General features: G+C 68.9%; 27 protein-coding genes. 12 read left to right on the top strand and 15 right to left on the bottom strand.

Annotation, left to right across the window (positions count from 1 at the left end; translation table 11 throughout):
• Nucleotides 1–23 precede the first annotated feature (23 nt).
• Nucleotides 24–446 (top strand): DoxX family protein, encoded by a 423-nt coding sequence (locus NKJ07_RS16435; protein ID WP_318567870.1) that lies wholly within the window; start codon nucleotides 24–26, stop codon nucleotides 444–446.
• Nucleotides 447–455: 9 nt separating this feature from the next.
• Here the strand turns inward: NKJ07_RS16435 and NKJ07_RS16440 are convergent, their stop codons facing one another.
• The 10 genes from NKJ07_RS16440 to NKJ07_RS16485 all read right to left on the bottom strand — a co-directional run bounded on the left by NKJ07_RS16440 (nucleotide 456) and on the right by NKJ07_RS16485 (nucleotide 8,882).
• Nucleotides 456–1,037, bottom strand: coding sequence for a hypothetical protein (locus NKJ07_RS16440; protein WP_318567871.1), 582 nt, complete (start codon nucleotides 1,035–1,037; stop codon nucleotides 456–458).
• A gap of 42 nt (nucleotides 1,038–1,079) precedes the next feature.
• The gene (gene ftsY, locus NKJ07_RS16445) at nucleotides 1,080–2,468 is read right to left on the bottom strand and encodes a signal recognition particle-docking protein FtsY (protein ID WP_318567872.1); all 1,389 of its coding nucleotides are present in this window, start codon (nucleotides 2,466–2,468) and stop codon (nucleotides 1,080–1,082) included.
• 6 nt (nucleotides 2,469–2,474) lie between these two features.
• On the bottom strand, nucleotides 2,475–2,945 hold the full coding sequence (gene pfdA, locus NKJ07_RS16450) for a prefoldin subunit alpha (protein WP_318570479.1): 471 nt from the start codon (nucleotides 2,943–2,945) through the stop codon (nucleotides 2,475–2,477).
• Nucleotides 2,945–3,121, bottom strand: coding sequence for a 50S ribosomal protein L18Ae (gene rpl18a / locus NKJ07_RS16455; protein WP_318567873.1), 177 nt, complete (start codon nucleotides 3,119–3,121; stop codon nucleotides 2,945–2,947). The genes pfdA and rpl18a overlap by 1 nt, the downstream gene beginning before the upstream one ends.
• Nucleotides 3,122–3,233: 112 nt before the next feature.
• A complete protein-coding gene (locus NKJ07_RS16460) occupies nucleotides 3,234–3,899 on the bottom strand; it encodes a translation initiation factor IF-6 (RefSeq protein ID WP_318567874.1) in 666 nt (221 codons plus the stop codon).
• Nucleotides 3,900–3,902: 3 nt separating this feature from the next.
• Nucleotides 3,903–4,181 (bottom strand): 50S ribosomal protein L31e, encoded by a 279-nt coding sequence (locus NKJ07_RS16465; RefSeq protein ID WP_318567875.1) that lies wholly within the window; start codon nucleotides 4,179–4,181, stop codon nucleotides 3,903–3,905.
• Nucleotides 4,182–4,188: 7 nt separating this feature from the next.
• On the bottom strand, nucleotides 4,189–4,341 hold the full coding sequence (locus NKJ07_RS16470; protein ID WP_103427295.1) for a 50S ribosomal protein L39e: 153 nt from the start codon (nucleotides 4,339–4,341) through the stop codon (nucleotides 4,189–4,191).
• 870 nt (nucleotides 4,342–5,211) lie between these two features.
• Nucleotides 5,212–5,793, bottom strand: coding sequence for an LOG family protein (locus tag NKJ07_RS16475; protein WP_318567876.1), 582 nt, complete (start codon nucleotides 5,791–5,793; stop codon nucleotides 5,212–5,214).
• A 478-nt stretch (nucleotides 5,794–6,271) separates the two neighbouring features.
• Nucleotides 6,272–8,449, bottom strand: a complete 2,178-nt coding sequence (locus NKJ07_RS16480) for a universal stress protein (protein WP_318567877.1) — start codon at nucleotides 8,447–8,449, stop codon at nucleotides 6,272–6,274.
• Nucleotides 8,450–8,459: 10 nt separating this feature from the next.
• A complete protein-coding gene (locus NKJ07_RS16485; RefSeq protein WP_318567878.1) occupies nucleotides 8,460–8,882 on the bottom strand; it encodes an NAD-binding protein in 423 nt (140 codons plus the stop codon).
• A 348-nt stretch (nucleotides 8,883–9,230) separates the two neighbouring features.
• Between NKJ07_RS16485 and NKJ07_RS16490 the strand changes: the two genes are divergently transcribed.
• Nucleotides 9,231–9,740: an Lrp/AsnC family transcriptional regulator gene (locus NKJ07_RS16490; RefSeq protein WP_318567879.1), complete on the top strand. Its 510-nt coding sequence runs from the start codon at nucleotides 9,231–9,233 to the stop codon at nucleotides 9,738–9,740.
• 382 nt (nucleotides 9,741–10,122) lie between these two features.
• On the top strand, nucleotides 10,123–11,052 hold the full coding sequence (locus tag NKJ07_RS16495) for a DMT family transporter (RefSeq protein WP_318567880.1): 930 nt from the start codon (nucleotides 10,123–10,125) through the stop codon (nucleotides 11,050–11,052).
• A gap of 14 nt (nucleotides 11,053–11,066) precedes the next feature.
• Here the strand turns inward: NKJ07_RS16495 and thpR are convergent, their stop codons facing one another.
• Entirely contained in the window at nucleotides 11,067–11,621 is a 555-nt protein-coding gene (thpR, locus tag NKJ07_RS16500) for an RNA 2',3'-cyclic phosphodiesterase (RefSeq protein WP_318567881.1), read from the bottom strand.
• 72 nt (nucleotides 11,622–11,693) lie between these two features.
• Here thpR and NKJ07_RS16505 point away from each other — a divergent pair, with 72 nt between their 5' ends.
• The 6 genes from NKJ07_RS16505 to NKJ07_RS16530 all read left to right on the top strand — a co-directional run bounded on the left by NKJ07_RS16505 (nucleotide 11,694) and on the right by NKJ07_RS16530 (nucleotide 16,019).
• Nucleotides 11,694–12,440 (top strand): tetratricopeptide repeat protein, encoded by a 747-nt coding sequence (locus tag NKJ07_RS16505; protein ID WP_318567882.1) that lies wholly within the window; start codon nucleotides 11,694–11,696, stop codon nucleotides 12,438–12,440.
• Entirely contained in the window at nucleotides 12,441–12,743 is a 303-nt protein-coding gene (locus tag NKJ07_RS16510; protein WP_318567883.1) for a DUF424 domain-containing protein, read from the top strand. It begins immediately after the preceding gene.
• A 225-nt stretch (nucleotides 12,744–12,968) separates the two neighbouring features.
• Nucleotides 12,969–14,246: a bifunctional cysteine desulfurase/selenocysteine lyase SufS gene (gene sufS, locus NKJ07_RS16515; RefSeq protein ID WP_318567884.1), complete on the top strand. Its 1,278-nt coding sequence runs from the start codon at nucleotides 12,969–12,971 to the stop codon at nucleotides 14,244–14,246.
• Between the two features lie 235 nt (nucleotides 14,247–14,481).
• Nucleotides 14,482–15,006 carry a DoxX family protein gene (locus NKJ07_RS16520; protein WP_318567885.1) on the top strand — a complete coding sequence of 175 codons (525 nt, stop codon included), beginning with the start codon at nucleotides 14,482–14,484 and terminating at the stop codon, nucleotides 15,004–15,006.
• Nucleotides 15,007–15,020: 14 nt separating this feature from the next.
• The gene (locus tag NKJ07_RS16525; RefSeq protein WP_318567886.1) at nucleotides 15,021–15,314 is read left to right on the top strand and encodes a hypothetical protein; all 294 of its coding nucleotides are present in this window, start codon (nucleotides 15,021–15,023) and stop codon (nucleotides 15,312–15,314) included.
• Nucleotides 15,315–15,434: 120 nt separating this feature from the next.
• Complete coding sequence (locus NKJ07_RS16530) at nucleotides 15,435–16,019, top strand: mechanosensitive ion channel family protein (RefSeq protein WP_318567887.1); 585 nt, start codon at nucleotides 15,435–15,437, stop codon at nucleotides 16,017–16,019.
• 116 nt (nucleotides 16,020–16,135) lie between these two features.
• Here the strand turns inward: NKJ07_RS16530 and NKJ07_RS16535 are convergent, their stop codons facing one another.
• Nucleotides 16,136–16,822, bottom strand: coding sequence for a DUF998 domain-containing protein (locus NKJ07_RS16535; RefSeq protein ID WP_318567888.1), 687 nt, complete (start codon nucleotides 16,820–16,822; stop codon nucleotides 16,136–16,138).
• A gap of 198 nt (nucleotides 16,823–17,020) precedes the next feature.
• Between NKJ07_RS16535 and NKJ07_RS16540 the strand changes: the two genes are divergently transcribed.
• The gene (locus tag NKJ07_RS16540) at nucleotides 17,021–17,182 is read left to right on the top strand and encodes a hypothetical protein (RefSeq protein WP_318567889.1); all 162 of its coding nucleotides are present in this window, start codon (nucleotides 17,021–17,023) and stop codon (nucleotides 17,180–17,182) included.
• A 74-nt stretch (nucleotides 17,183–17,256) separates the two neighbouring features.
• Nucleotides 17,257–17,676 (top strand): Fe-S cluster assembly sulfur transfer protein SufU, encoded by a 420-nt coding sequence (gene sufU, locus NKJ07_RS16545; RefSeq protein WP_318570480.1) that lies wholly within the window; start codon nucleotides 17,257–17,259, stop codon nucleotides 17,674–17,676.
• Here sufU and NKJ07_RS16550 read toward each other — a convergent pair whose 3' ends face one another.
• Genes NKJ07_RS16550 through NKJ07_RS16560 form a run of 3 tightly spaced genes read right to left on the bottom strand, consistent with a single transcriptional unit; the run spans nucleotide 17,677 to nucleotide 20,084 of the window.
• Nucleotides 17,677–18,594, bottom strand: a complete 918-nt coding sequence (locus NKJ07_RS16550; RefSeq protein WP_318567890.1) for a hypothetical protein — start codon at nucleotides 18,592–18,594, stop codon at nucleotides 17,677–17,679.
• Nucleotides 18,591–19,682 (bottom strand): glycosyltransferase family 4 protein, encoded by a 1,092-nt coding sequence (locus NKJ07_RS16555; protein ID WP_318567891.1) that lies wholly within the window; start codon nucleotides 19,680–19,682, stop codon nucleotides 18,591–18,593. The genes NKJ07_RS16550 and NKJ07_RS16555 overlap by 4 nt, the downstream gene beginning before the upstream one ends.
• Before the next feature lie 18 nt (nucleotides 19,683–19,700).
• Entirely contained in the window at nucleotides 19,701–20,084 is a 384-nt protein-coding gene (locus NKJ07_RS16560) for a 6-pyruvoyl trahydropterin synthase family protein (protein WP_318567892.1), read from the bottom strand.
• 112 nt (nucleotides 20,085–20,196) lie between these two features.
• Between NKJ07_RS16560 and NKJ07_RS16565 the strand changes: the two genes are divergently transcribed.
• Nucleotides 20,197–20,559 (top strand): MoaD-like domain-containing protein, encoded by a 363-nt coding sequence (locus tag NKJ07_RS16565; protein WP_318567893.1) that lies wholly within the window; start codon nucleotides 20,197–20,199, stop codon nucleotides 20,557–20,559.
• Nucleotides 20,560–20,561 lie beyond the last annotated feature (2 nt).

The following is a 20,561-nucleotide window of genomic DNA, read 5'->3' on the forward strand; positions in this document are numbered from 1 at the left end:
ACCCGGCCCGAGCCTGAACCGACATGCGCGACACCGACAGCGTGCTCGCCCGACTCAAGCGGCCGCTTCTCTTCGTGATGGGTGTACTCTACGTCGTCGCGGGCGTGATGCACTTCGTCGTTCCCGGCGTCTACGCGCAGATCGTGCCGCCGGTGCTCCCACGCCCCCTCGCGCTCGTCTACCTCTCGGGCGTCGCGGAGATCGTCCTCGGCGTCGCCGTGTTGCTCCCTCGAACGCGCCGCCTCGCCGCGTGGGGACTCGTTTTCCTCCTCGTCGCGATCTTCCCGGCGAACGTCTACATGGCGACACACGACGTGGTGCTCGAGGGGGTCCCGGCGTGGGCCAGCCGCCCGTCGGACGCCGCGACGTGGGCACGGCTCCCGTTGCAGGTCGTGCTCGTCGGCTGGGCGTGGTGGTACACCCGCCCGACGGACGACACGGACTGACTGGCCCGGTCAGCCGTCGACCGCGTCCCCGCTCGCCGTCCCCGGATCGACGGCGGTCCAGACGTCGACCTCGTCGCCGGTGCCGGGGTCGCGCTCGGCCACGTTCCCGAACAGTTCGCGGACGAACACCTCGGCCCCCGCCACCGACAGCGAGTCGAGGTCGGCGGCCTCCAGCTGTCCCAGCGCGAGCGACGTCCCGCTCCCGAGGGCCATCGGGGGGTCCGAGAGCGTCGACCCGTCGGCGTAGATCGCCCGAACCGCCGCCCGGTCCCCGTTCTCCGCCTCGTCCTCGCGGGCCGCGACGATCGCTTCGATCCCGGTCTCGCTCGCGACCTCGCTCCCGACCCGTTCGAGGACCGCGATGGAGACCGGGCCGCGTTCGAGCCGGTACGACCGGAGTTCGCTCTCCAAGCGGTCGGCGAAGCGATCGACGTCGGAGCCGACGGCGGCCGTTCCGGCGTCGTCGGGGTCGAACCCGAAATCGAAGACGTGCCGGCGGTTACGGCTCTCGACGCGGCCGCCGCGGACGAGCACACGGTCGCCCGCGAGGACGACGCCGTCCCGACAGCGAAGCCCGACGATGGTACTCATGCCCGAAGCGAGGCGTCGGAGCGGGAAAAACAGCCGGCCTGCCTACTCGTCGCCGAGGAGGCTGGCGACGAGTTCCTCGGGGTCGAACCGGGTGAGGTCGTCGTACCCCTGGCCGACGCCGAGAAAGAGGATCGGCTTGCCGGTGACGTACGCGATGGAGATGGCCGCGCCGCCCTGGGAGTCGGCGTCGGCCTTCGTGAGGATCGCCCCGTCGATCTCGGCGGCCTCGTCGAACTTCTTCGCCCGCTGGACGGCGTCCTGGCCGGCGACGGCCTCGTCGACGAACAGCGTCATGTCCGGGTCGACGACGCGGTCGATCTTCTCCAGCTGGGCCATCAGGTCGTTCGAGGTGTGGAGCCGCCCGGCCGTGTCGCCGAGGACCACGTCGATCCCGTGGGCCTCGGCGTACTCGACGGCGTCGTAGATCACGGCGGCGGGGTCGCCGCCCTGGTCGTGGCTGATGAGCTTCTTTCCGAGGTTGTCGGCGTGGCGCTGGATCTGCTCGTTCGCGCCCGCCCGGTAGGTGTCGCCGTTCGCCAACACCGTCGACAGCCCGCGCGCCTCGAAGTAGCGCGCGAGTTTCGCGATCGACGTCGTCTTGCCGACGCCGTTGACGCCGGTGAAGATCAGGGTGACGGGCTTGTCGGCTTCCTGAACGCGCTCGTCGAAGTCGAACTGGCCGACGGAGATGACCTCTAACAGCGCGTCCGACAGCGCCTCGGAGACGAGTTCCGCGGTGGTGTCGACCTGTTTTCGCGACTCCCCGATCATCTTCTCGCGGATCGTCTCCAAAATCGCCTCGGCGACGTTCATCTCCACGTCCGACTCCAAAAGCGCCATCTCGAGCTGCCAGAGCGGCTCTTCGAGGTCCTCCTCCTCGATGATGATCCGCCCGGTCGCGAACGCCTTCGCCCGCTGGAACGTGCTGGCGCTCTGCTGCTCGCTCCCGGCGGCCGCCTCGACGGCCGACTCGACACCCTCGGCGGCGAGGGTCTCGTCGGAGAGGTCGACGTCGTCCGGGACGTCGGTCGCCCCGGAACCGACGTCCGACGAGTCGACCCCGTCGTCGGACTCCGCCTCCGTCTCCGCCGTCACCGGCTCTCGGCCGCTGTCGCTCTCGGCGCCGGGTTCGGTGCCCGACTCCGTCTCCTCCGCGTCGACGGTCGCGTCGTCGCCCGTCCCGTCCGACTCGGTCGGCTCGGTCGATGCGGCGGCGTCGGTCCCCGGCTCCGTCTCGGGCTGTGACGCCGGTGTCTCGCCGCCGGCGGTCGTCCCGGTCGGCGTGTCGGCCGCGGTGTCGACTCCGGCTTCCGCCTCGGCATCGGCCGAACTCTCGGACTCGGAGTCGGCCTTCTCCTCGGCTTTCTCCTCGGCCGTCTCTTCGACGTCTTTTCTGAAGCTGTTCAGCTTGTCCTTCAGGCCGTCGAACATCGGCGGTTACTCGTCGTCGCCCTCTGACTGCGCCTGCATCTGCTGCATCTGCTGCATCTGTTGCTGCTGCATCTGCTGTTGCATCTGCTGGGCCTGCTGTTCGAGTTCGGAACTCTCCGCTTCGAGCTCGTCGATTTCCTCGCGGACCCCGGCGATGCGGTCGTCGATCGCGTCCCGCTTGTGTTCGAGCGCCTCCGCGGCGGCGTCCTGTTCCTGCTCCGCGGCGTAGTTGCCGCCGAGCTCGACGATGATCTCGTCGATGTCCTGAATCTCGGCGCGAACGTACGCCCCGCCGCCGAGCGGCACCTGCACCGTCGACCCGGTCTCGAGCGTCTCGATGGCGTCGACGGCCTCGTCGATCTCCTCCTGCTCGTTCTGGTACGCCTCGACTTCGGCTTCGAGCTCGTCGATCTCGCCCTGGATCGCCTGGAGTTCCTGCGAGAGCTGCTGGAGCTGCTGGTTGCCGCCGCCACCCATCATGCGGCGGTCACCTCCCCGAGCTCGATCCGTGCGCGTTTGAGATTGTGCTCGCTGCCGAGCTGTGAGAGGACGTGCTCGCGAGCGACCGACTCGTTCGGAGCCGCGATGGCCTTCGTGAACTCCTGGAAGCCGTGCCGCGTCTGGAAGCGGCCGCTCACCGTAAACTGGCTCATGTCTACGCCTGGGAGAAGGAGCGGGAAGAGTCTTCCTACTCGGCCCCGCCGGGGGACCGAGACCGACCGACGAGCGCGACGGATCTCGTCCGGGAACGCGACGGGTCGCGGGTCAGTCGATGTAGCCGAGGGCGTCCTCGATCCGGCCGAGCTCGGGCCCGGTCGTGTCCTCGCCGACGACGTAGCCGGCGTCGTTGGCGACGAGTCCGGAGCCGACGAGCGGTGCGCCGTAGTTCACGGTGCCGATGTCGGCACGCACGTCGAGGTGTGCTTCGAGCGCTTCGAGCTCCGGCTCTCTCGACTTCGGGTGACAGAGCACGCCGCGGTTGTTGGCGACGGCCGCCGTCCCCACGGTCCGAACGTCGGCGAGATCGCCGCGTTCGACGGGGACCGCCAGCGCCTCCTCGACGACCGCGACGGCCTCGCCGGAGAGGTCGGGGTGGACGTACGCGCCGTAATCGTTCGTGAGCACGACGTTGCCGGCGGCGTTGATCCGGCCGGGGAGTTCGTACACCGGGCGGTTGGCGGTGTCGGCGATCGCCTCGCGCTCGCGCTCCGTCGATCGGCTCGTGACGAGGATCCCGTTCTCGTTGCCGACGGCGAGCGCCCCGACGGTGCCGGAGCCCCCGACGGTCGTCGCGAGGGTCGGGACGCCCAGCTCTTCGCCCATGGTGGCAACGAGATCCGCGTCGGCGTCCGGTCGGACGAGAAGACAGTCGTCGCTCGCGCGTGCGAAGACACCGACGTACGACGAGCCGGCGAAGGAAGCGCGGAGCACGCGTTATCGCGCCGGTTCGGCCTCGACGATCGGCTCGCCGTCTTCGACGAACCGCGCGGCGCGAACGCGGAGCTTGCTCGGTGGGCTCTTCTGCCCACGTGCCCACACGGTCTCGTTGAGCGACGGGTCCAGTCGGACGTCGCTTTCGTCGACCTTGAAGTGCTTCGCGAGATGCTCGCGGATGAGCGTCATTGCCTTGCCGGCCTGTTCGTGATCCGGTGCGGCCTTGACCGCGCGCAACGGAACGGTGACGACACGTTCTTCGAAGTCGTTGGTGCTCATCGCTTACTCACTCGTCCGTGTCGCTGCGCCGCCAGTTGCGTCGCTTGGGGTTGCGCTGGACTTCCATGTCCGTCTTCATCATGACCCACGCGGGAACCCGGCTGTTCTGCCGTTCGAGTTTGGCCAGCCGCTTCTTCTTGGCCTTCGACTTCTTACCCATAGTGACGGGTACTTCTTCAGCGCCGCATAAAATCTTGTTCTTTCGCACCTCGCCCCACCGGCCCCACTCTTCGGTTCGAGCGCTCCCCGAGCGACGCACCGCTCTCGACCCGACTCGTTTCGTATCGTCGCATGCGGTGTACGACCGGCCACGGCAGGAGACCGAATCGACCGACTGGACGGACCTTCCACGGTCACGACGGCGGCCGCTCGCTCCTCCGGAACGCGAAGCTCTGACCGCCCGCACGGTCGGCGACCCTCGATCGAGGGCGTCTTCGAACCGGCATCTGGCCGCGGCGCTCCACGCTGGGCGCGCGCGGCCCACCTGCGCTTTCGTCCGACACCCGATCTCACACCAGTCTGGGGCCGACGGGACCACCGCGAGACGGTTCGCTGTCGACTGTTTCCCACCGAACGAGGCGTTGCTCGCCGTCGAGCACGGGAAGGAGTGTTCGACCGTCTTCAGCACGGCCCGGTTGCGGTCGTTACGACCTGTCGCCACCCGCGACCGTCAAAACGCGACTGTCGGCCTGATCGTGTCACAGCGGGGAATACGAGCCTCCAAACCGCCGTAACCGCGGCGTTCGACGGTGTGGCTCGTCCGCGGCGACCTGCGACGATAAATCGTATCCTGCGATACGAAATGACGGTCGAGGCGGTTCCACGCGGAGAGTCCGCGACGGGTCGGCGATGAAGGGGCGAGCGTCGCGAACGCGCCGCTCGCGACGCCGGTGTGGACCGTCGCCATCTGGGCCGGGGCCTCTGTTCCCCTCTGACTCACTTTCTGTCCCAGTGTCGACGCTCCGCCTCTGCGAGGAGCACGTGCGGTGTTCCCGTCCTGACCGCTCGGTGGGGACCCGACCGCCCCTGATCAGATCTCCGACTCGTCGACGACCCGTTCGCTCACGGGGGAGTCGTACGCCTCGAAGCGCGCGAGGAGCTCGGCCGGGTCGTCGGTGACCGTGAGGAGCTCTCTGTGTGCGGGTTCGACGAAGCCGGCCTCGACCTGCACGTCGAAGAAGGAGACGAGACCGTCGTAGTAGCCGGCGACGTTCAACAGCCCGCAGGGATCGGTGTGAAATCCCAGCTGTGCCCAGGTCAACATCTCGACGAGTTCCTCGAGCGTTCCGAACCCACCAGGGAGGGCGACGAAGCCGTCGGCGAGCTCGGCCATCCGACGCTTGCGGGTGTGCATCGAGTCGACGACCGCGAGTTCGGTCAGTTCCTCGTGGGCGACCTCGCGCTCGAAGAGCGCCTCGGGGATGACGCCGAACACCTCGCCGCCGGCAGTGAGCGCGCTGTCGGCAACGGCTCCCATCATTCCGACGTCGCCGCCACCGTAGACGAGTCCGACCCCGCGGTCGGCGAGCAGTCGGCCGAACGATTCGGCGGCTGCAAGGAAAGCAGGGTCGTTTCCGGGGCGCGAACCGCAGTAGACGCAGATCCGGTCCATACTCGGGGATGCCACCGGCCGATCATAAGTCGCCCGTCAACCCGGCCGACGCGGCAGGACGAGACCACGAGTTCGCGTCTCCGACCCGATTTTATGTAGCGACATACGATACAAACACGCGACTGCCGGGGTCTGTACTGATCAGCTCGGCTGACGGACCCGGCTCGCGCACGGGCCGTTCGGTACCCCGAACGCGGTCTCTCCTTGACGCTCCGGGTTCTCGTCGCGCTCGTCACGACGCGGCCACGACTGTCGATCCGCGGTCGGTCTCGATCATCGGCGGGAGCATCCGAGCCGAAGGGGACGACGAGGGGGCGACGACAGACGTCCGGCGTGAGCTGCGAGGCGGCCCCGGCACACTCGCCGACGACCGTCCGGCGGGTGCCGGACCGGACGGCGGGTGGGCACGCTCGTGTCTCCGTCGAGGGACGCGAGTGGGTGTGTGGCGTGGGGCGAGCGGTGAGTTCAGTCCCGCCGCTCAGAACGTCACCCGCTCGAGCAGTCGCCGCGTGAACGGCGGCCGCCGAGACTCGTGCGGGTAGACCGTCACCGTCGTACAGCCCGGAGTCGGGAACACCGGGCTGTCGTCGAACAGCGCGTCCTGTACGCTGTCGACGGAGCCACGGCGCACCAGCAGGTCCGGTCGGAACGGCTGGCCGCCGTCGGTCCGGACGGACTCGGAGCGGACCGGCACGGAGAGGAGTTCGGACAATTCCGACTGGTAGTCGGCGATCGTGCGCCTGTACTGGTCGCTTTCCCTGCCGTCGGCGGGGTACCAGAGCGACACGCTGCCGTCGTTGGCCGTGGCGACCGTCTCGGCGACGTTCACCGCGAGGGGCGGGTACGGCCCCCCGTCGCCCGAGAGGACGACGCGTTCCGGGCGATCGTAGCCGAGGTTGTCGACGAGGAGCACGTCACACGGGGCGTGTCGGACGACCCAGTCGACGGGGTCACCGACCAGTCGCGACCGGAGCCGAAGCGGCTCGTGTTCGGCGACGATCGTGTCGACGCCGCGGTGCGCCGCGAAGTTGACGATCGCGTGTTTCGTGTCGTGACTGACGATCTCGTCGGCTTCGACGTCGACGTCGAACACCTCGGAGAGCGCCTCGGTCCGCGTCTCGAACGAGAGGTCGGCCGGCGACTGGACGGTCGCGCTCTCGGTGAGCGGCGCTTGATCCGGGATCTCCTGGAACCGGACGACGACTACCCGGCCGCCGTCGCGACGGACGAGGTCGGCGGCGAACCCGACGAGCGCCCGCTCGCGGTCCACGCCCACGTCCTTGTTCAGCGCGACGAGGACCTCGTCGGTCGACTCCTCGGAGACGGAGCCGACGTCCGCGAGGGTGTCCCTCCCGACCTGTCGCCGGATCGCGTCGGTCGCTGCCCCCTCCCGCTCGACCCGTGGCCGGACGTAGAGGAAGTACCAGACGACGCTCCCGACCGTGATGACGGCCGCCCCGACGAGTGCGACGGTCCCCATCTGGGTGAGCAGTCCCACGCCGGTGACCACGCCGAACAGCTGCATCCACGGATACAGCGGCGACGAGAACTCGGGGTCGTACGCGCTTTCCCCCTCGCGGAAGGCCACGACGGCCACGTTGATCAGCGCGAACACCATGATCTGAAAGGCGCTGGCGAGTTTCGCGATGTCGAGGATCGGAACGAACGCGATGAGGAGCAACAGCACCGCGCCGGTCAGGGTGATGGAGTTCACCGGGGTGCCGAACCGGTCGCTGACGGTCGAGAACGACGGCGGTGCCAGTCGGTCTCGACTCATCGCGAACGGGTAGCGCGACGAGGAGAGGATCCCGGCGTTGGCCGTCGAGACGAGCGCGAGGATGGCCGCGAGGATGACGGCGACGACGCCGGCCTGCCCGAGCGTCGCCTCCGCGGCGACCGCCACGGGCGTGAGCGTCCCGGCGACGCTTCCGGGGTCCGTCACCCCGACCAACACCGCTACGATTGCCACGTACAGGACGGTCGTGAACGCGAGCGAGCCCAGGATGCCGAGCGGGATGTTGCGCCCCGGATCCTCGATTTCCTCTGCGACGCTCGCTACCTTGGTGACACCGGCGTAAGAGACGAACACCAGTCCCGTCGCGGCCAGGAGGCCGCCGACGCCCGCGTCGAAGAAGTCGACGTAGTTGGCCGACTGGACGCTCGCGGCGCTCCCGGCGGCGAACCAGCCGAGCGCTGCGAGCATGACGACGACGATGGCGACCTGGAGTCGCCCCGTCTGTTTCGCGCCGAGTACGTTCACCAGGATCAACACCGCTGCGAGCCCCAGCGCGACCGGCTTCAGCGGCAGGTCGAGCAACAGGAGCAGGTAGGGGACGCCGCCGACGAGCGCGAGCGCTCCCTTGAACGAGAGCGAGAACCACGTTCCGACGCCGGCGACCGTCCCGAGCAAGGGACCCATCCCGCGTTCGATGTAGATGTAAGTCCCGCCGGCCTCCGGCATCGCGGTCGCCATCTCGGACTTCGAGAGGGCTGCCGGCACCACGAGCAGGCCGGCGAGCGCGTACGCGAGTATCACCGCGGGGCCAGCGATCTCGAGCGCGAGCGCCGGCAAAATGAAGATCCCGCTGCCGATCATCGCACCGATACTGATCGCGAGGACGGAGGGGAGACCGAGGTCCCGTTCGAGTTCCTTCATGCGTCGGCCTTCATACGCTGTCGACGAGGGCGTCCGACAGTGCGGCCGTCGCACAGACCGGGTCGTGACCGGCCTCGGCCACGGCGGCCACTCGATCGGGGGCGTTCGTCAGTACGACGACGCGGGGGACGTCGAAGCGAGTCCGGACGAGCCCTGCGACGAGCAGGTTGCGGGCGTCGGAGCGCGTCGCCACGACGACCGTCTCCGCGTTCGACAGTCCGGCGTCGTCCAAGACCCCGACGTCCGTCGGGTCACCTCGCCGACCGGGGAGTTCTGCTGGGCAGTGTAACTCGTTGACGACGCCGACGTCGTGGCCGGCCGCCCGGAGGCGTCTGGCCGCCGCCACCCCGACGCGCCCGCCGCCGAGGACGTAATGATCGGCCGCCTCCGTCCGGTCGAGTCGTTCGTCTCTCGTGGATCGTTTCGATGGCATTCTCTGGTGAGCGTGGTACCCCGTATCGAGGTACACGACCCGATGTATGTGACGGAACAATATAAACTGGCCGATCAGATTGACGGATCGTCAATGAACTATATGTATGCACACTTTTTGTGTCTCAAGTGGGGCAGTTGGTGCTGCTCCTCGCGCCGTCGTGGTCGACGGTCGGCTCGAATCACGGTCGCCGGGCACGGCGTCCGACGACCGCACTGGTGTGGTGGCCCGGTTGCCTCCCTCTGTCCGCGCCCGAGGGCGTCCCGGTCGCCGCCTCTCGGGGGCCGACGCCTGCTGTCCCGGCCGGAGCGGGAGTAATAACAGCCCCGGCGACGAACTGCGGCACGTATGAAGGACGGGAACCTGGATTCGATAGACAAGCGCATTCTCTATTACCTCCAGCAGGACGCCCGCCGCACGTCGTCCAGCGACATCGCGGAGAGACTCGACCTCTCGGCGAGCACGGTTCGGACACGCCTCAACAAGCTCGAAAACAGCGGCATCGTCCGGGGCTACCACCTCGATATCGACTACGATCTCGCCGGCTATCCGCTGTACACGAAGATCATCTGTACGGCACCGGTTCCCGACCGGGATAGCCTCGCGAGTCAGGCACAGGAGATACACGGGGTGACAGCCGTCCGCGAGATCATGACCGGCGAGCGGAACGTTTACGTGAACGCGATCGGCACGGACCACGACGATCTGAACCGGATCAGCAAAGACCTGGACGCGCTGGGGCTCGAAATCGTCGACGAACAGCTCATTCGGGACGAGTACGTCTGCCCGTACCACGGGTTCATCGACGAGGGCGACGACCCTGCTCCGGACGACGTGGACGAAGTCGAGACGGAGTGAGGGTCGGGGGCCCCCGACCGGTCGGGCCGCTGACAACCCGGCCGCGGGCGTGAGGCTCGGCCGTCTCCAGGGAGCGGCGATTCGACACCGCGAGAGACGAGCAAGCGTCGACCGCACGGGGGCGGACGCTCCGGTCGCGCGCCGCCAGGGAGCCACAAGCGGCGTCGCCGTCACTGACGACGTCGGCCCGAAACGGGTCGTGTATCGGATACGGCTATACGAAACGCCGCGAGAGGCGGCGGGGTCTCGCGGTTCCGTCCCGACGAACGGTCGCCGCGCCGGCGTGCGGCCGTCACCCGATCGGTGGGACGGACACGGACAGTCACGCGAGCCGTGGGGAGAATGGACAGCGCTTTCAGCGGACGTGACCAGATTCGGAGCCGTGAGCCGACGCAGACACGCCGGGCTGTTCGTCCTCCTCGCGGCCGTGTGGGGGACGGCGTTCATGGTGACCGAAGTCGGCCTCCGGACGGTCCCGCCGACGCTTCTCGCCGCGGTCCGGTTCGACGTCGCGACGCTCGTCCTGGCCGGCTACCTCGCGCTCAGCGACGTCAACTGGCGGCCCGCTCGGCGCGACTGGTACCCGCTCGTCGCCGGTGGGGCGCTCCTCGTCGGCGTCCACCACGCCTTCCTCTTCGCCGGCCAGCAGTACGTGCCCAGCGCCGTCGCGAGCGTCCTCCTCGGACTCATTCCGGTCGTGACTCCGGCGCTGACCCGGGTAACCGTGGCGGACGAGCGCCTCTCGCCGATCGCCGGAGTCGGCGTCCTCGTCGGCTTCGCGGGCGTCGCCGTCATCGCCAACCCCGACGTCTCGAACCTCCTGGCCGACGTCCGCGGCGTCGCGCTCGTCTTCGCGTCGGCGCTGGCGTTCGCGCTCGGTGCCGTGCTCACCTACGACCGCGAGACGACGCTGTCGCACCCCGCCGAACAGGCGTGGATGATGCTCGTCGGGAGCGCCCTGCTCCACGTCGCGTCGGCCGTCCTGCGGGAACCGGTCCCGACCGCCTGGCCCGTCGAGACCGTCGGGGCCGTGCTCTACCTCGCCGTCGTCGCCGGCGTCGGGGGCTTCGTGTTGTACTTCCTCCTCCTCGACGCGCTCGGGCCCGTCGAGATGAGCCTCCTGGAGTACGTCATTCCGGTGTTCGCCGCCTTCGCGGGGTGGCTGGCGCTGGACCAGTCGCTCTCGGGGACGACCGTCGCCGGCTTCGGGCTCATCCTCGTCGGCTTCCTCTTGGTCAAAGGCCGGACGGTGCGGGCGGAGCTGCGGCGGTGGGGTGCGCGTGAGGACGCCCGACCGCCTGCGGACGACTGACACCGCGGGTCGAGCTAGAGCAAAACGGTCGCCACCGTCGAGTACGCGGGCCCGTCGGGCGTCAGTTCCGAGCGTTTCAGTCGCACCTCGTCCACCCGAAACGAGCCGATCGTCGGATCCTCCTCGCGGACGACCCCCTGGACCGCCCGCTTCCCGCGGGCGTCGTCCATCCGTGCGAGGGTGACGTGCGGCGTGAACGTGTGGGCCTCGGGCTCGAAGCCGAGGTCGGTCGTCCGGCGCTCGACGTGCTCGTGGAGCCGCGTCAACTCCGCGGTTCCCTGTCGGATGCCGGTCCAGACGACGCTGATGTAGTCGAGCGAGGGGAAGACGCCGAACCCGCCGACGGTCGCCTCGAACGGTTCGACGGCGGCGTCGTCGGCCGCTCGCTCGACGGCCCGTTCGACCCCGTCCACGGCGTCGTCGTCGACCGCGCCGAGGAACTTGAGCGTGACGTGGGCCTGCTCCGGATCGGTCAGGCGGAGCCCCGGCGCGTCCCCGAACCGCCGCTGGGCGGCGGCGACGTCCGCGGCGAGGTCGGCGGGCAGGTCGATCGCGACGAACAGACGCATGTCACGACGTGAGCCCCCGAGGAGCAAAACCGTGACGTAACCCTTACCCCCCACGACCGCCAACGTCGCGTCATGACAGACGACGGCGACCCACCGAACCGACACCGCTTCTCGGAGGGCCAGGGGGTCGACGCCGATTACGACGAGTTCACGCTCGACCCACCGGAGTTGAAAGTCGACCCGACGAAGGTCGATCCGGTCGACTCCCGGGTCCTCGCCGACATCCTCGACCGTCGGAACATCGACCGCGACGACGTCGACGCGGGGGACCTCCTCGAAGTCGGCCTCTCGTACATGGGGATCAACCGATACGAGGAGGCAACCGAGACGTTCGCCCGCGCCGCGCGCTTCGCCGAGGAGGACTCGCTCGACGCCCAGGAGGCGTGGGTGAACAAGGGCGTCGCACACGCCGAACTGGAGGAGTACGACGAGGCGATCGGCGCGTACCAGGAGGCGCTGCGGATCGACGACGACTCCGAACACGCCGCCTCGGCGGAGACCAACCTCGCGTACGCCCTCTGGGAGTTCGGCCACACCGAGGAGGCGCTCGACCACGCCGAACGAGCGGTCGAGATCGACCCGCGCTTCCCGCAGGCGTGGTACAACCGGGGCTTTTTCCTCTCCGAACGCGGCCTCTTCGAGGACGCCGTCACCGCCTTCGACAACGCCATTCGGCTCGGAATGCGAAGCGCCGAAGTGCTGGAGGAGAAGGCGCTCGCCCTCGAGGAACTGGGCGAGGACGAGGAGGCCGAACGGGCGCAGGAACGCGCCGACGAACTGCGCGAAAAACGCGAGGAGCGGCTCGTCGAGGACCGGTAGATGCTGCTCCGAGAGCGCGACACCCCCGAGGGACTGCTCGTGTCGGTCTGTGACGCCGACTGCCTCGGCGAAACGTTCGAGCAGGGGCCCGTCTCGCTCGACGTCACCGAGGAGTTTTACGGCGGCGACGAGGCGCGGGAGGCGGACCCCGAGACGGTCGTCGACAGCCTCACGCGGGCGACGACGGCCAACATCGTCGGCGAGCGCGCCGTGTCGGTGGCGATCGACGCGGGGCTCGTCGACGAGGAGCGCGTCCTCGAGGTCGAAGGGACGCTCCACGCACAGCTGTTGTGGCTGCGGTAGCGGAGCCGTCTCGGTTCGTCGAGGACGCGTCGGAGCGCGCGGGACCCGAGAACGGCCGCCGCGCTCGCGGGTGGCCGCGGCTCACCGACCGGCGTATGCGCCGCCGTCGAACCCGTCCCGCGAAAGGCTACGCGGCCCCGTTCTCGACCGAGTGTAACCGCCCGTGGTTTCCCGACACGCCACGGACCGAAGGTGTGTTGGTGTTCGAGTCTTTAGGTGTACCTAATGGAAACGCAGGAGTCGTACCCCCTCGACGTCGAGACGGTCCGTCGGGACTTTCCCATCCTCGACCGGCAGGTCGGTGGTGACCTGGAGACGCCCGGCGAGGGCCCTGACGACACGACCCCCCTCGTCTACCTCGACAACGCCGCGACGAGCCACACCCCCGAACCGGTCGTAGAGGCGATCTGCGACTACTACCGCGGCTACAACTCGAACGTCCACCGCGGCATCCACCACCTGAGCCAGGAAGCCTCCGTGGCGTACGAGCGCGCCCACGACCGCGTCGCCGAGTTCATCGGCGCTCGGGGGAGAGAGGAGGTCGTCTTCACGAAGAACACCACCGAGTCGATGAACCTCGTCGCGTACGCGTGGGGGCTCTCCGAACTCGGCCCGGACGACTCGGTCGTCCTCACCGAGATGGAACACCACGCGTCGCTCGTCACCTGGCAGCAGATCGCGAAGAAGACCGGTGCCGAGGTCCGGTACATCCGCGTCGACGACGCGGGGTATCTGGACATGAACCACGCCCGCGAGCTCATCGACGAGTCGACCGCGATGGTCTCCGTCGTGCACATCTCGAACACGCTCGGGACGATCAACCCCGTCTCCGATCTCGCGGACATGGCCCACGAGGTCGGCGCGTACGTCTTCGTCGACGGCGCACAGTCCGTCCCGACCCGCCCCGTTGACGTCCAGTCGATCGACGCCGACTTCTTCGCCTTCTCGGGGCACAAGATGTGCGGGCCGACGGGCATCGGCGTCCTCTACGGGAAGGAGCACGTCCTCGAAGCGATGGAGCCGTACCTGTACGGCGGGGAGATGATCCGGAAGGTGACGTACGAGGAGTCGACGTGGGAGGACCTCCCGTGGAAGTTCGAGGCCGGCACGCCGCCCATCGCCCAGGGCGTCGCCCTGCACGCCGCCGTCGACTACCTCGACGACCTCGGCATGGAGAACGTCCAGGCCCACGAGGACCTCCTCACCGAGTACGCGTACGACCGGCTGACGGCGTTCGACGACGTCACGGTGTACGGCCCGCCGGGCGACGACCGCGGCGGCCTCGTGGCGTTCAACGTCGACGGCGTCCACGCCCACGACCTCTCGTCGATCCTGAACGACTACGGCGTGGCGATCCGCGCCGGCGACCACTGCACCCAGCCGCTCCACGACAAACTCGGTGTCGCGGCCTCCGCGCGCGCTTCCTTTTACGTCTACAACACGCGCGAGGAGGTCGACGCCCTGGTGGAGGCGGTCGACGAGGCGCGACAGCTCTTCGCCTGAGTACTGCCGTTCTGCCGTCGGCGTCTCTCCGCTCTCACCTCTCTCCTCACAGTGGCGTCGTGTGACGACTTCGCGTCCGACGCCCGCCCGCCGAGAGCCGTTTTCAGCGACTGGGAAGCCACGACGGTTTATATACTCCCTCGAATCCCGCGAGTGGACCGGTTTTCAGCCGCTGGGAAGCTGGACGGAGTTATACCCACCTCCCCCCGCAATCCGCAGATGTGAGGTGAGACCGATGGCGTACCAACCTGGAACTCGGCTAAAAAACGAGTTCGCATTCGGCGTCGACGGGCCGCTGGCGGGTTACTGGATCGCGATGCTGCGCGTCCTGACCGGCTGGTGGTTCCTCCACGCGGGCGTGACGAAGCTCATCGAGGACGGCCTGGCGTTCACCTACGGCACGGCCTACATGCAGGGGATGACCGGCACGGCGCTCGGGCCCATCCCCGTCTGGATGGGAAACAACCTCGCGTGGCTCATCGAGCCGGGCGTCCCGCTGTTCGAGACGCTCATCGGCCTGGCGCTGATGGCCGGCGCCCTGACGCGACTGGCGGCCTTCGGCGGAGTCGTCTTCATGACCCTGTTCTGGGTCGGCAACGCCGGGTTCGGCCACGGGCTCGTCAACAGCGACCTGATGGGACTGCTGTTGTTCGTCACGTTGATGGTGTTCGCGGCGGGGCGGTGCTACGGCCTCGACGCGATCATCGAGAAGACCGGATTCGTCGAACGCCACCCGAAGCTCCGATACCTGCTCGGTTGAGGAGGTGAACGCAAATGTACCCCGAAGACACGATCGACAAACTCGCAAAAGGACTCGGCGGCGCTTTGATCCTCGTCGGCGTCGTCGTCCTCGGCATCGTAGAGATCATCGCGGGACAGCCCTACGGCGCGGCTCCCGTGACGAACGACGCGGGCGAGATCGTCGCGACCCCGATGGTCGACCCGACCATCCGGACCGGCCTCGTCATCGCGGGCCTCGTGGTCCTGTTCCTCTGGGGCCTGTACAAGATGGCGCTCCCGGAGGGTGCCGACAGGGACGCGCCGGCGGGAACGCCCGCGGGCGACTGACACGACGTGCGGTTCGACGTCCCGACCTGACGCGCTCGCTCGACGCGCTGTTTCGTATCGCAGTGTCTGAGTTACTCGCAGGCCGAACAGTTTTTACTCGCCCGTTCGTGCACTCGATCCATGCAGTCGTCCGTCGGCTTCCTGACCGACCTCGTGCAGGGGACCGTCACCGAGATTCAGCGAGGGCTCGTCGACGCGCTTCCGAAACTCATCATGGCGCTTGTCTTTCTCAGCATCGCCTACGTCGGGATCCGACTCGCGCTCCGTCTGGTCCACGGCGCGCTCGACGCCGTCTACCCCGCCGAACAGGACCTCATCGTGAACCTCGCGACCACGGTCGTCGGGGTGTTCCTCTGGTTCGCCGCCGCGCTCACGCTGTTGAAGATCCTGGGGATGGGGGACATCGCCGCCAGTCTCGGGACCGCCGCCGGCTTCATCGCCCTGGGCGTCTCCTACGCCCTGTCGAGCATGATCGCCGACACGGTCGCCGGGGTCTACCTGCTCCGCGACCCCGACTTCACCCCCGAGGACCGCGTCACCGCCGATGGAGTCACGGGCGAGGTACGGGATATCGGTCTCCGCAAGAGCCGCTTTCGACTCGACGACGGCGACACGGTCGTGGTGGCGAACAGCGCCGTCGAGAAGAAGTGGACGCTCGAAGGTGAGCCCGAACAGGGAGCCCAGGTGGTCGACGGGAGTCCGTAGCCGCGGTCGCCGTCTCCGTCACCTGCCCCCGTCTCTCTTCTCGTTCCCGCCTCCGCTCTCGTTCTCGCCTCCATCTCCGCTCTCGTTCTCGCCTCCATCTCCGCTCTCGTCCCCGGTCAGGCCGACGGACGGTCGGTCGGTGGCGCGGGGGCCATGAGGTAGCCGCCGAAGCCGAGGAGCCACAGCAACACCGGGTACGCGACGTAGCGTTCGATCCCGCCCAGTCCGAGGAACGACAGGGGATGCGGCACACCGAGCAGTCCGAAGCCGATGACGCTCACCAGCAGGGCGAGGACGAACCCACCGATCGCCACCGAGAGGAGCCGGAACGGCGTCGTGATCACCCGGGCGGCGACGAGCGCCGACAGCCCACCGGTGAAGAAAGTGAGGAGGGCACTGATCCCGTGCATGGGTGCCTCGCTCCCGTCGAAGACGCCGACGCCCAGCACACCCAGCCCGAAGAGGCCGAGCACGACGGTGAGCGGCCGGTCGCCGAACGTCCGGTGGACGAAGCGGGTCGCCCCGAGGACCAACAGCCCGGACACGATCATGGTGGCGTTGAACACCGTCGCGGCGGGTTCGACGACGACGCTGTTCGGCGGCCGCGTCGCGCCGAGGTCGCTGATCTCCTGTACGCCGGCGTTGTACCCCGGGTAGAACGCCTCGGCCGTGATGATCCCCATGAGCGCGACCACGCCGACGACGAACAGGAGCGCGCCGGCGGCGAACCGCTCGCGGACGTCGCTGTACTCGGTCACCGTTCCGGTCCCGCGCTCCGTGGACTGTCGGTCGAATCCCGTCATCTGGCTCACCACTCCGAGAGACGATCCCCGGGTGGATAGCGACGGACGCCGCGTCTCAGGTCGTGAGAACCGGACGCGTTCCCGACCGACGGTCACCCGAAGCGGCGCGGACCTGAGCCGACTCGTCGGTGCGGCCGCGGGCCCACGCGGGTCGCGTCGGCGGTACGTTCAGGGGACTGCGCACCGTCTCACCCTCGTATGCTCGAGGAAGTGTACATCGTGACCGTGTCGCTCAGCGGGGAGACGAACGGGATCGTCGGCGTGACCGAGACGCGCGAGGGTGCCGAACGACTCGCGGACCGAAACTCGCGGTCGAACAGTTTCCTCCGCATCGACAGCTACCCGATCGAGCGCGTCTGAGTCGCGTGCGGGCGAGCGACGCCACCGAGCGCCCGGAATCCTTTTGCGTCGCACTCGCGTACCTCGAATCGATCATGGGTATGGGTTCGGACATGTACCGGCAGCAGATCCTTGACCACTACAAGAACCCCCGGAACTACGGGGAGATCGAGGACCCCACGTTCACCCACGAGGGGGAGAACCCCTCCTGTGGCGACACCATCCGCGTCGATGTGACACTCGAAGACGACGGCGAGACCATCGAGTACGCCGCGTTCAGCGGCGACGGCTGTGCCATCTCGCAGGCGTCGGCGTCGATGCTCACCTCCCGGCTGCAGGGGATGACGCTCTCGGAGCTGGACGCGCTCGACACCGACGACGTCACGGAGATGCTCGGGGTCGACATCAGCCCGATGCGGATCAAGTGCGCCGTCCTCGCACGACAGGTCGCCCAGGACGGGGCCCGCATCCACGAGGGCGACCTCGACGTCGACCACACCACGACCGAGGAGTAGTCAGCCGACCCGCCCGTAGAGGTCGAGGTTCCGTGCGACGAAGTGCAGGCGGTTTTCCTCCCGTTCTCGCCGTCTGGTTTCGAGCCACGCGTCGATCGTCTCGGGTGCGACGTGCCCGTCGACCGCGTCGGCGACCGTATCGACGACGACCCGCAGGAAGTACGACTCGTCGGCCGGGTACGCGCCGCCGAGCGGCGAGACGACCCAGTCCGACCCGCCGACGGCGTCGAGGCCGACGCCGAGTTCGGGGAGGAGGGTGAGCAGCCGCCGCCCGGCGGTCGCGCCGAGCCGCTCACCCGAATCGTCGACCATCGTCGCGTGGTACGCGTCGACGACGGCCCCGTCGTCGGGGTGCGACGGGGCGAACGCCGTGCCGCCGTCGAACGTGATGGGGAGGTAGACGCCGCCACGGTCGACGCCCGAGACGAGCCGTTCGACCCCTCCGGGCGTGAGCAGATCCGCGAACGCCTGCGCGACGATGAACTCCCACGTCCCGCGGGCGGCGACGCCGAGCGCGTCGCCGGCGACGAGATGGACGTCGATGCGGGCCGGGCCACGCAGACGGAGTGTGGCGACGTGGGTGAACTCCGGGTTGTCGAGCGAGAACCCCAGATCGGCCGCGGCCGGATCGACGACCCGCGCCTCGAAGCCGACGTCCTGGGCCCGCGCGAGGAGCAGTTCGCACCCGGTCGCGAGCAGGTCGGCGTCGGTGTCGACGGCGACGTACGTGCAGTCGGGAACGTCGTCCCACCCGAGGAGGCGGCGGCAGAAGGCGGCCGTGCCTGCGCCGGCTTCGAGGACGCGCGGCGACGCGCTCGTCCGGAGGTCCTCGCGGACGCGGTCGAGCACCCGCCGATCGAGCGCCCGGTCGTCGACCGTCTCCTTCGCCGAGAGATACTGCTGGAAATCGCCTTTCATTCCGCCACCACCGCCGACTGGCGGTCGGCCTGGCCGTCGACGACGCCCGAGAGGAACGCCCGGACCCGCGCGACCGTCTCCGGCCACGGCGGATGTGCCTGGTGCCGCTCCAGCGCCGCCCGCCCCATCCGCGCGAGACGGTCCCGGTCGGACGCGAGCGTCGACAGCGCCGCGTAGACGGCACCGACGCCGTCTGGCGGCACGAGGACGCCCGTCTCGCCGTGGGTGACGAGGTCGGTCGCGCCGCCCGAGTGGGTCACCACCGCGGGGAGCCCGAAGCCCATCCCTTCGAGGGCGGCGATGCCGAACCCCTCGTGAGCGGAGGGGAGCGCGAGGACGTGGCTCCGGCGGAGCACCCCGGCGAGTTCGCCGGTCGAGAGGGGTCCCGTCAGCGTCACGCGCTCTGTGACCCCTCGACGGCGACAGCGCCGGCGGACCCGATCGGCGTACGTGGCGTCGGGCTGGGGTCCGACGAGCGTGGCTGTCCACTCTCCCTCCAGCCCCGACAGCGCGTCGACGAGCGCGAGCGGTCGTTTCCGAGGCAGGACCGACCCGACGAAGACGACGCGAAAGGGGTCGGCTGCGGCGCGGTCGTCGATCTCAGCGGCGGCGACGTCGGGATCGAACTGGTCGTCGGTCGGCGGCGCGACGACTGTCGGCACGCCGGTCGGTCCATCGGCGCTGCCCGGCCCGAGGGCAGTCGAGACCAGTTCGCGGACCGAGCGGGCGGTCGCCGAACTCGTACAGACCGCGGCGTCGACGCGGGAGAGAAACCGCCGTTCGAGCGCCCGGGCCAACGGCGCGTCGGCGCGCCCCTCGTCGCAACGGAGATGATGGACGAGCGCGACCACGGGCGTCTCCGCCTCCAGGGCAACGAACGTCGGGTGGGCGAGTTCGTCGACGACGACCACGTCCGTACCCGACGCGAACCGCGCGAGCGGCGTCCGGGGGGCGTCGGCGAGGCCGAACGGGTAGCGCCGCCAGGGCACCGAGTGGACGGTGACCTCGTCGCCCGCGTCGCGGAGCGAGGCGACGAGCCGGCGGTCGTACCGAAAGCCACCCGAGGTGGTGTCGAAGTCGCCCGGCACGACGCATGCCACCCGCATCTACGAGGTGGGGGCGGCGGCGTACGCGGCGTTGGCGACGTCGTCCTCCCAGACGGTGACGGTGAGCCGGTCGACCCCGTCCGTCGAGACCGCCCCGGCGAACCGCTCGTGGACGACGCGGGCGAAGCGCTCGACGCTCGGGTTGTACCCCTCGAACTCCGGGAGGGAGTTGAGCGTCTCGTCGGCGTAGCGCGCCTCGATCGTGTCGAGGGCCGCCTCCACCTCGTCGATGTCGACGAGGTAGTCGTACTCGTTCAGCTCCTCGCCCGCGAGTTCGACCTCCAGCCGGAAGTGGTGTGAGTGCAACTCCCCTTCCGGGCCGGGGTCGGGGACGGTGAGGAAGTGCTGGGCGATGAGCGGACGGACGACCGTGACGGTGTACATGCGCAGGCGGTCGGTGGCGGGGACCGTAAAGGTGCGCTCGCGGCGGCGTCCACGGAACCCGGGACGTGAGAACCGAACCAACGGTTATGCTCGCCCGTGACCAAACGGTACCATGGGGGGAGAGACGGAGACCCGATCGGGAGGAAGAACGTGGAGACAGCGTCGACAGACCGCACTGGAAGCGATCCCGCCGGTCGAGCGATCGGTCGAAGACGGCGTGCTCCGCGTCACGCGACGGTTCCGCGGACTCACTGTCGAACAGGCGCTGGGGTATCTCGAACACCTCGGCGGCGAGCGAACCGGGCCGGCGTCGGTCGAGGGTGACGGCTGGCGGGGCCGGCTCTCGACTCGGAAAGTCCCTGTCGGCCCGTCATACCGGCTCACCGAAGTGACGGTGACGTGGACCGGCCGCGAGGAGATCGTCGACCCGCTCGTCCTGCAGTTCCGGCTCAAGACGTTCCGCGCGCCGGGCTGAGC

It is taken from the genome of Salinigranum marinum, from assembly GCF_024228675.1.
Lineage (GTDB): Archaea > Halobacteriota > Halobacteria > Halobacteriales > Haloferacaceae > Salinigranum > Salinigranum marinum.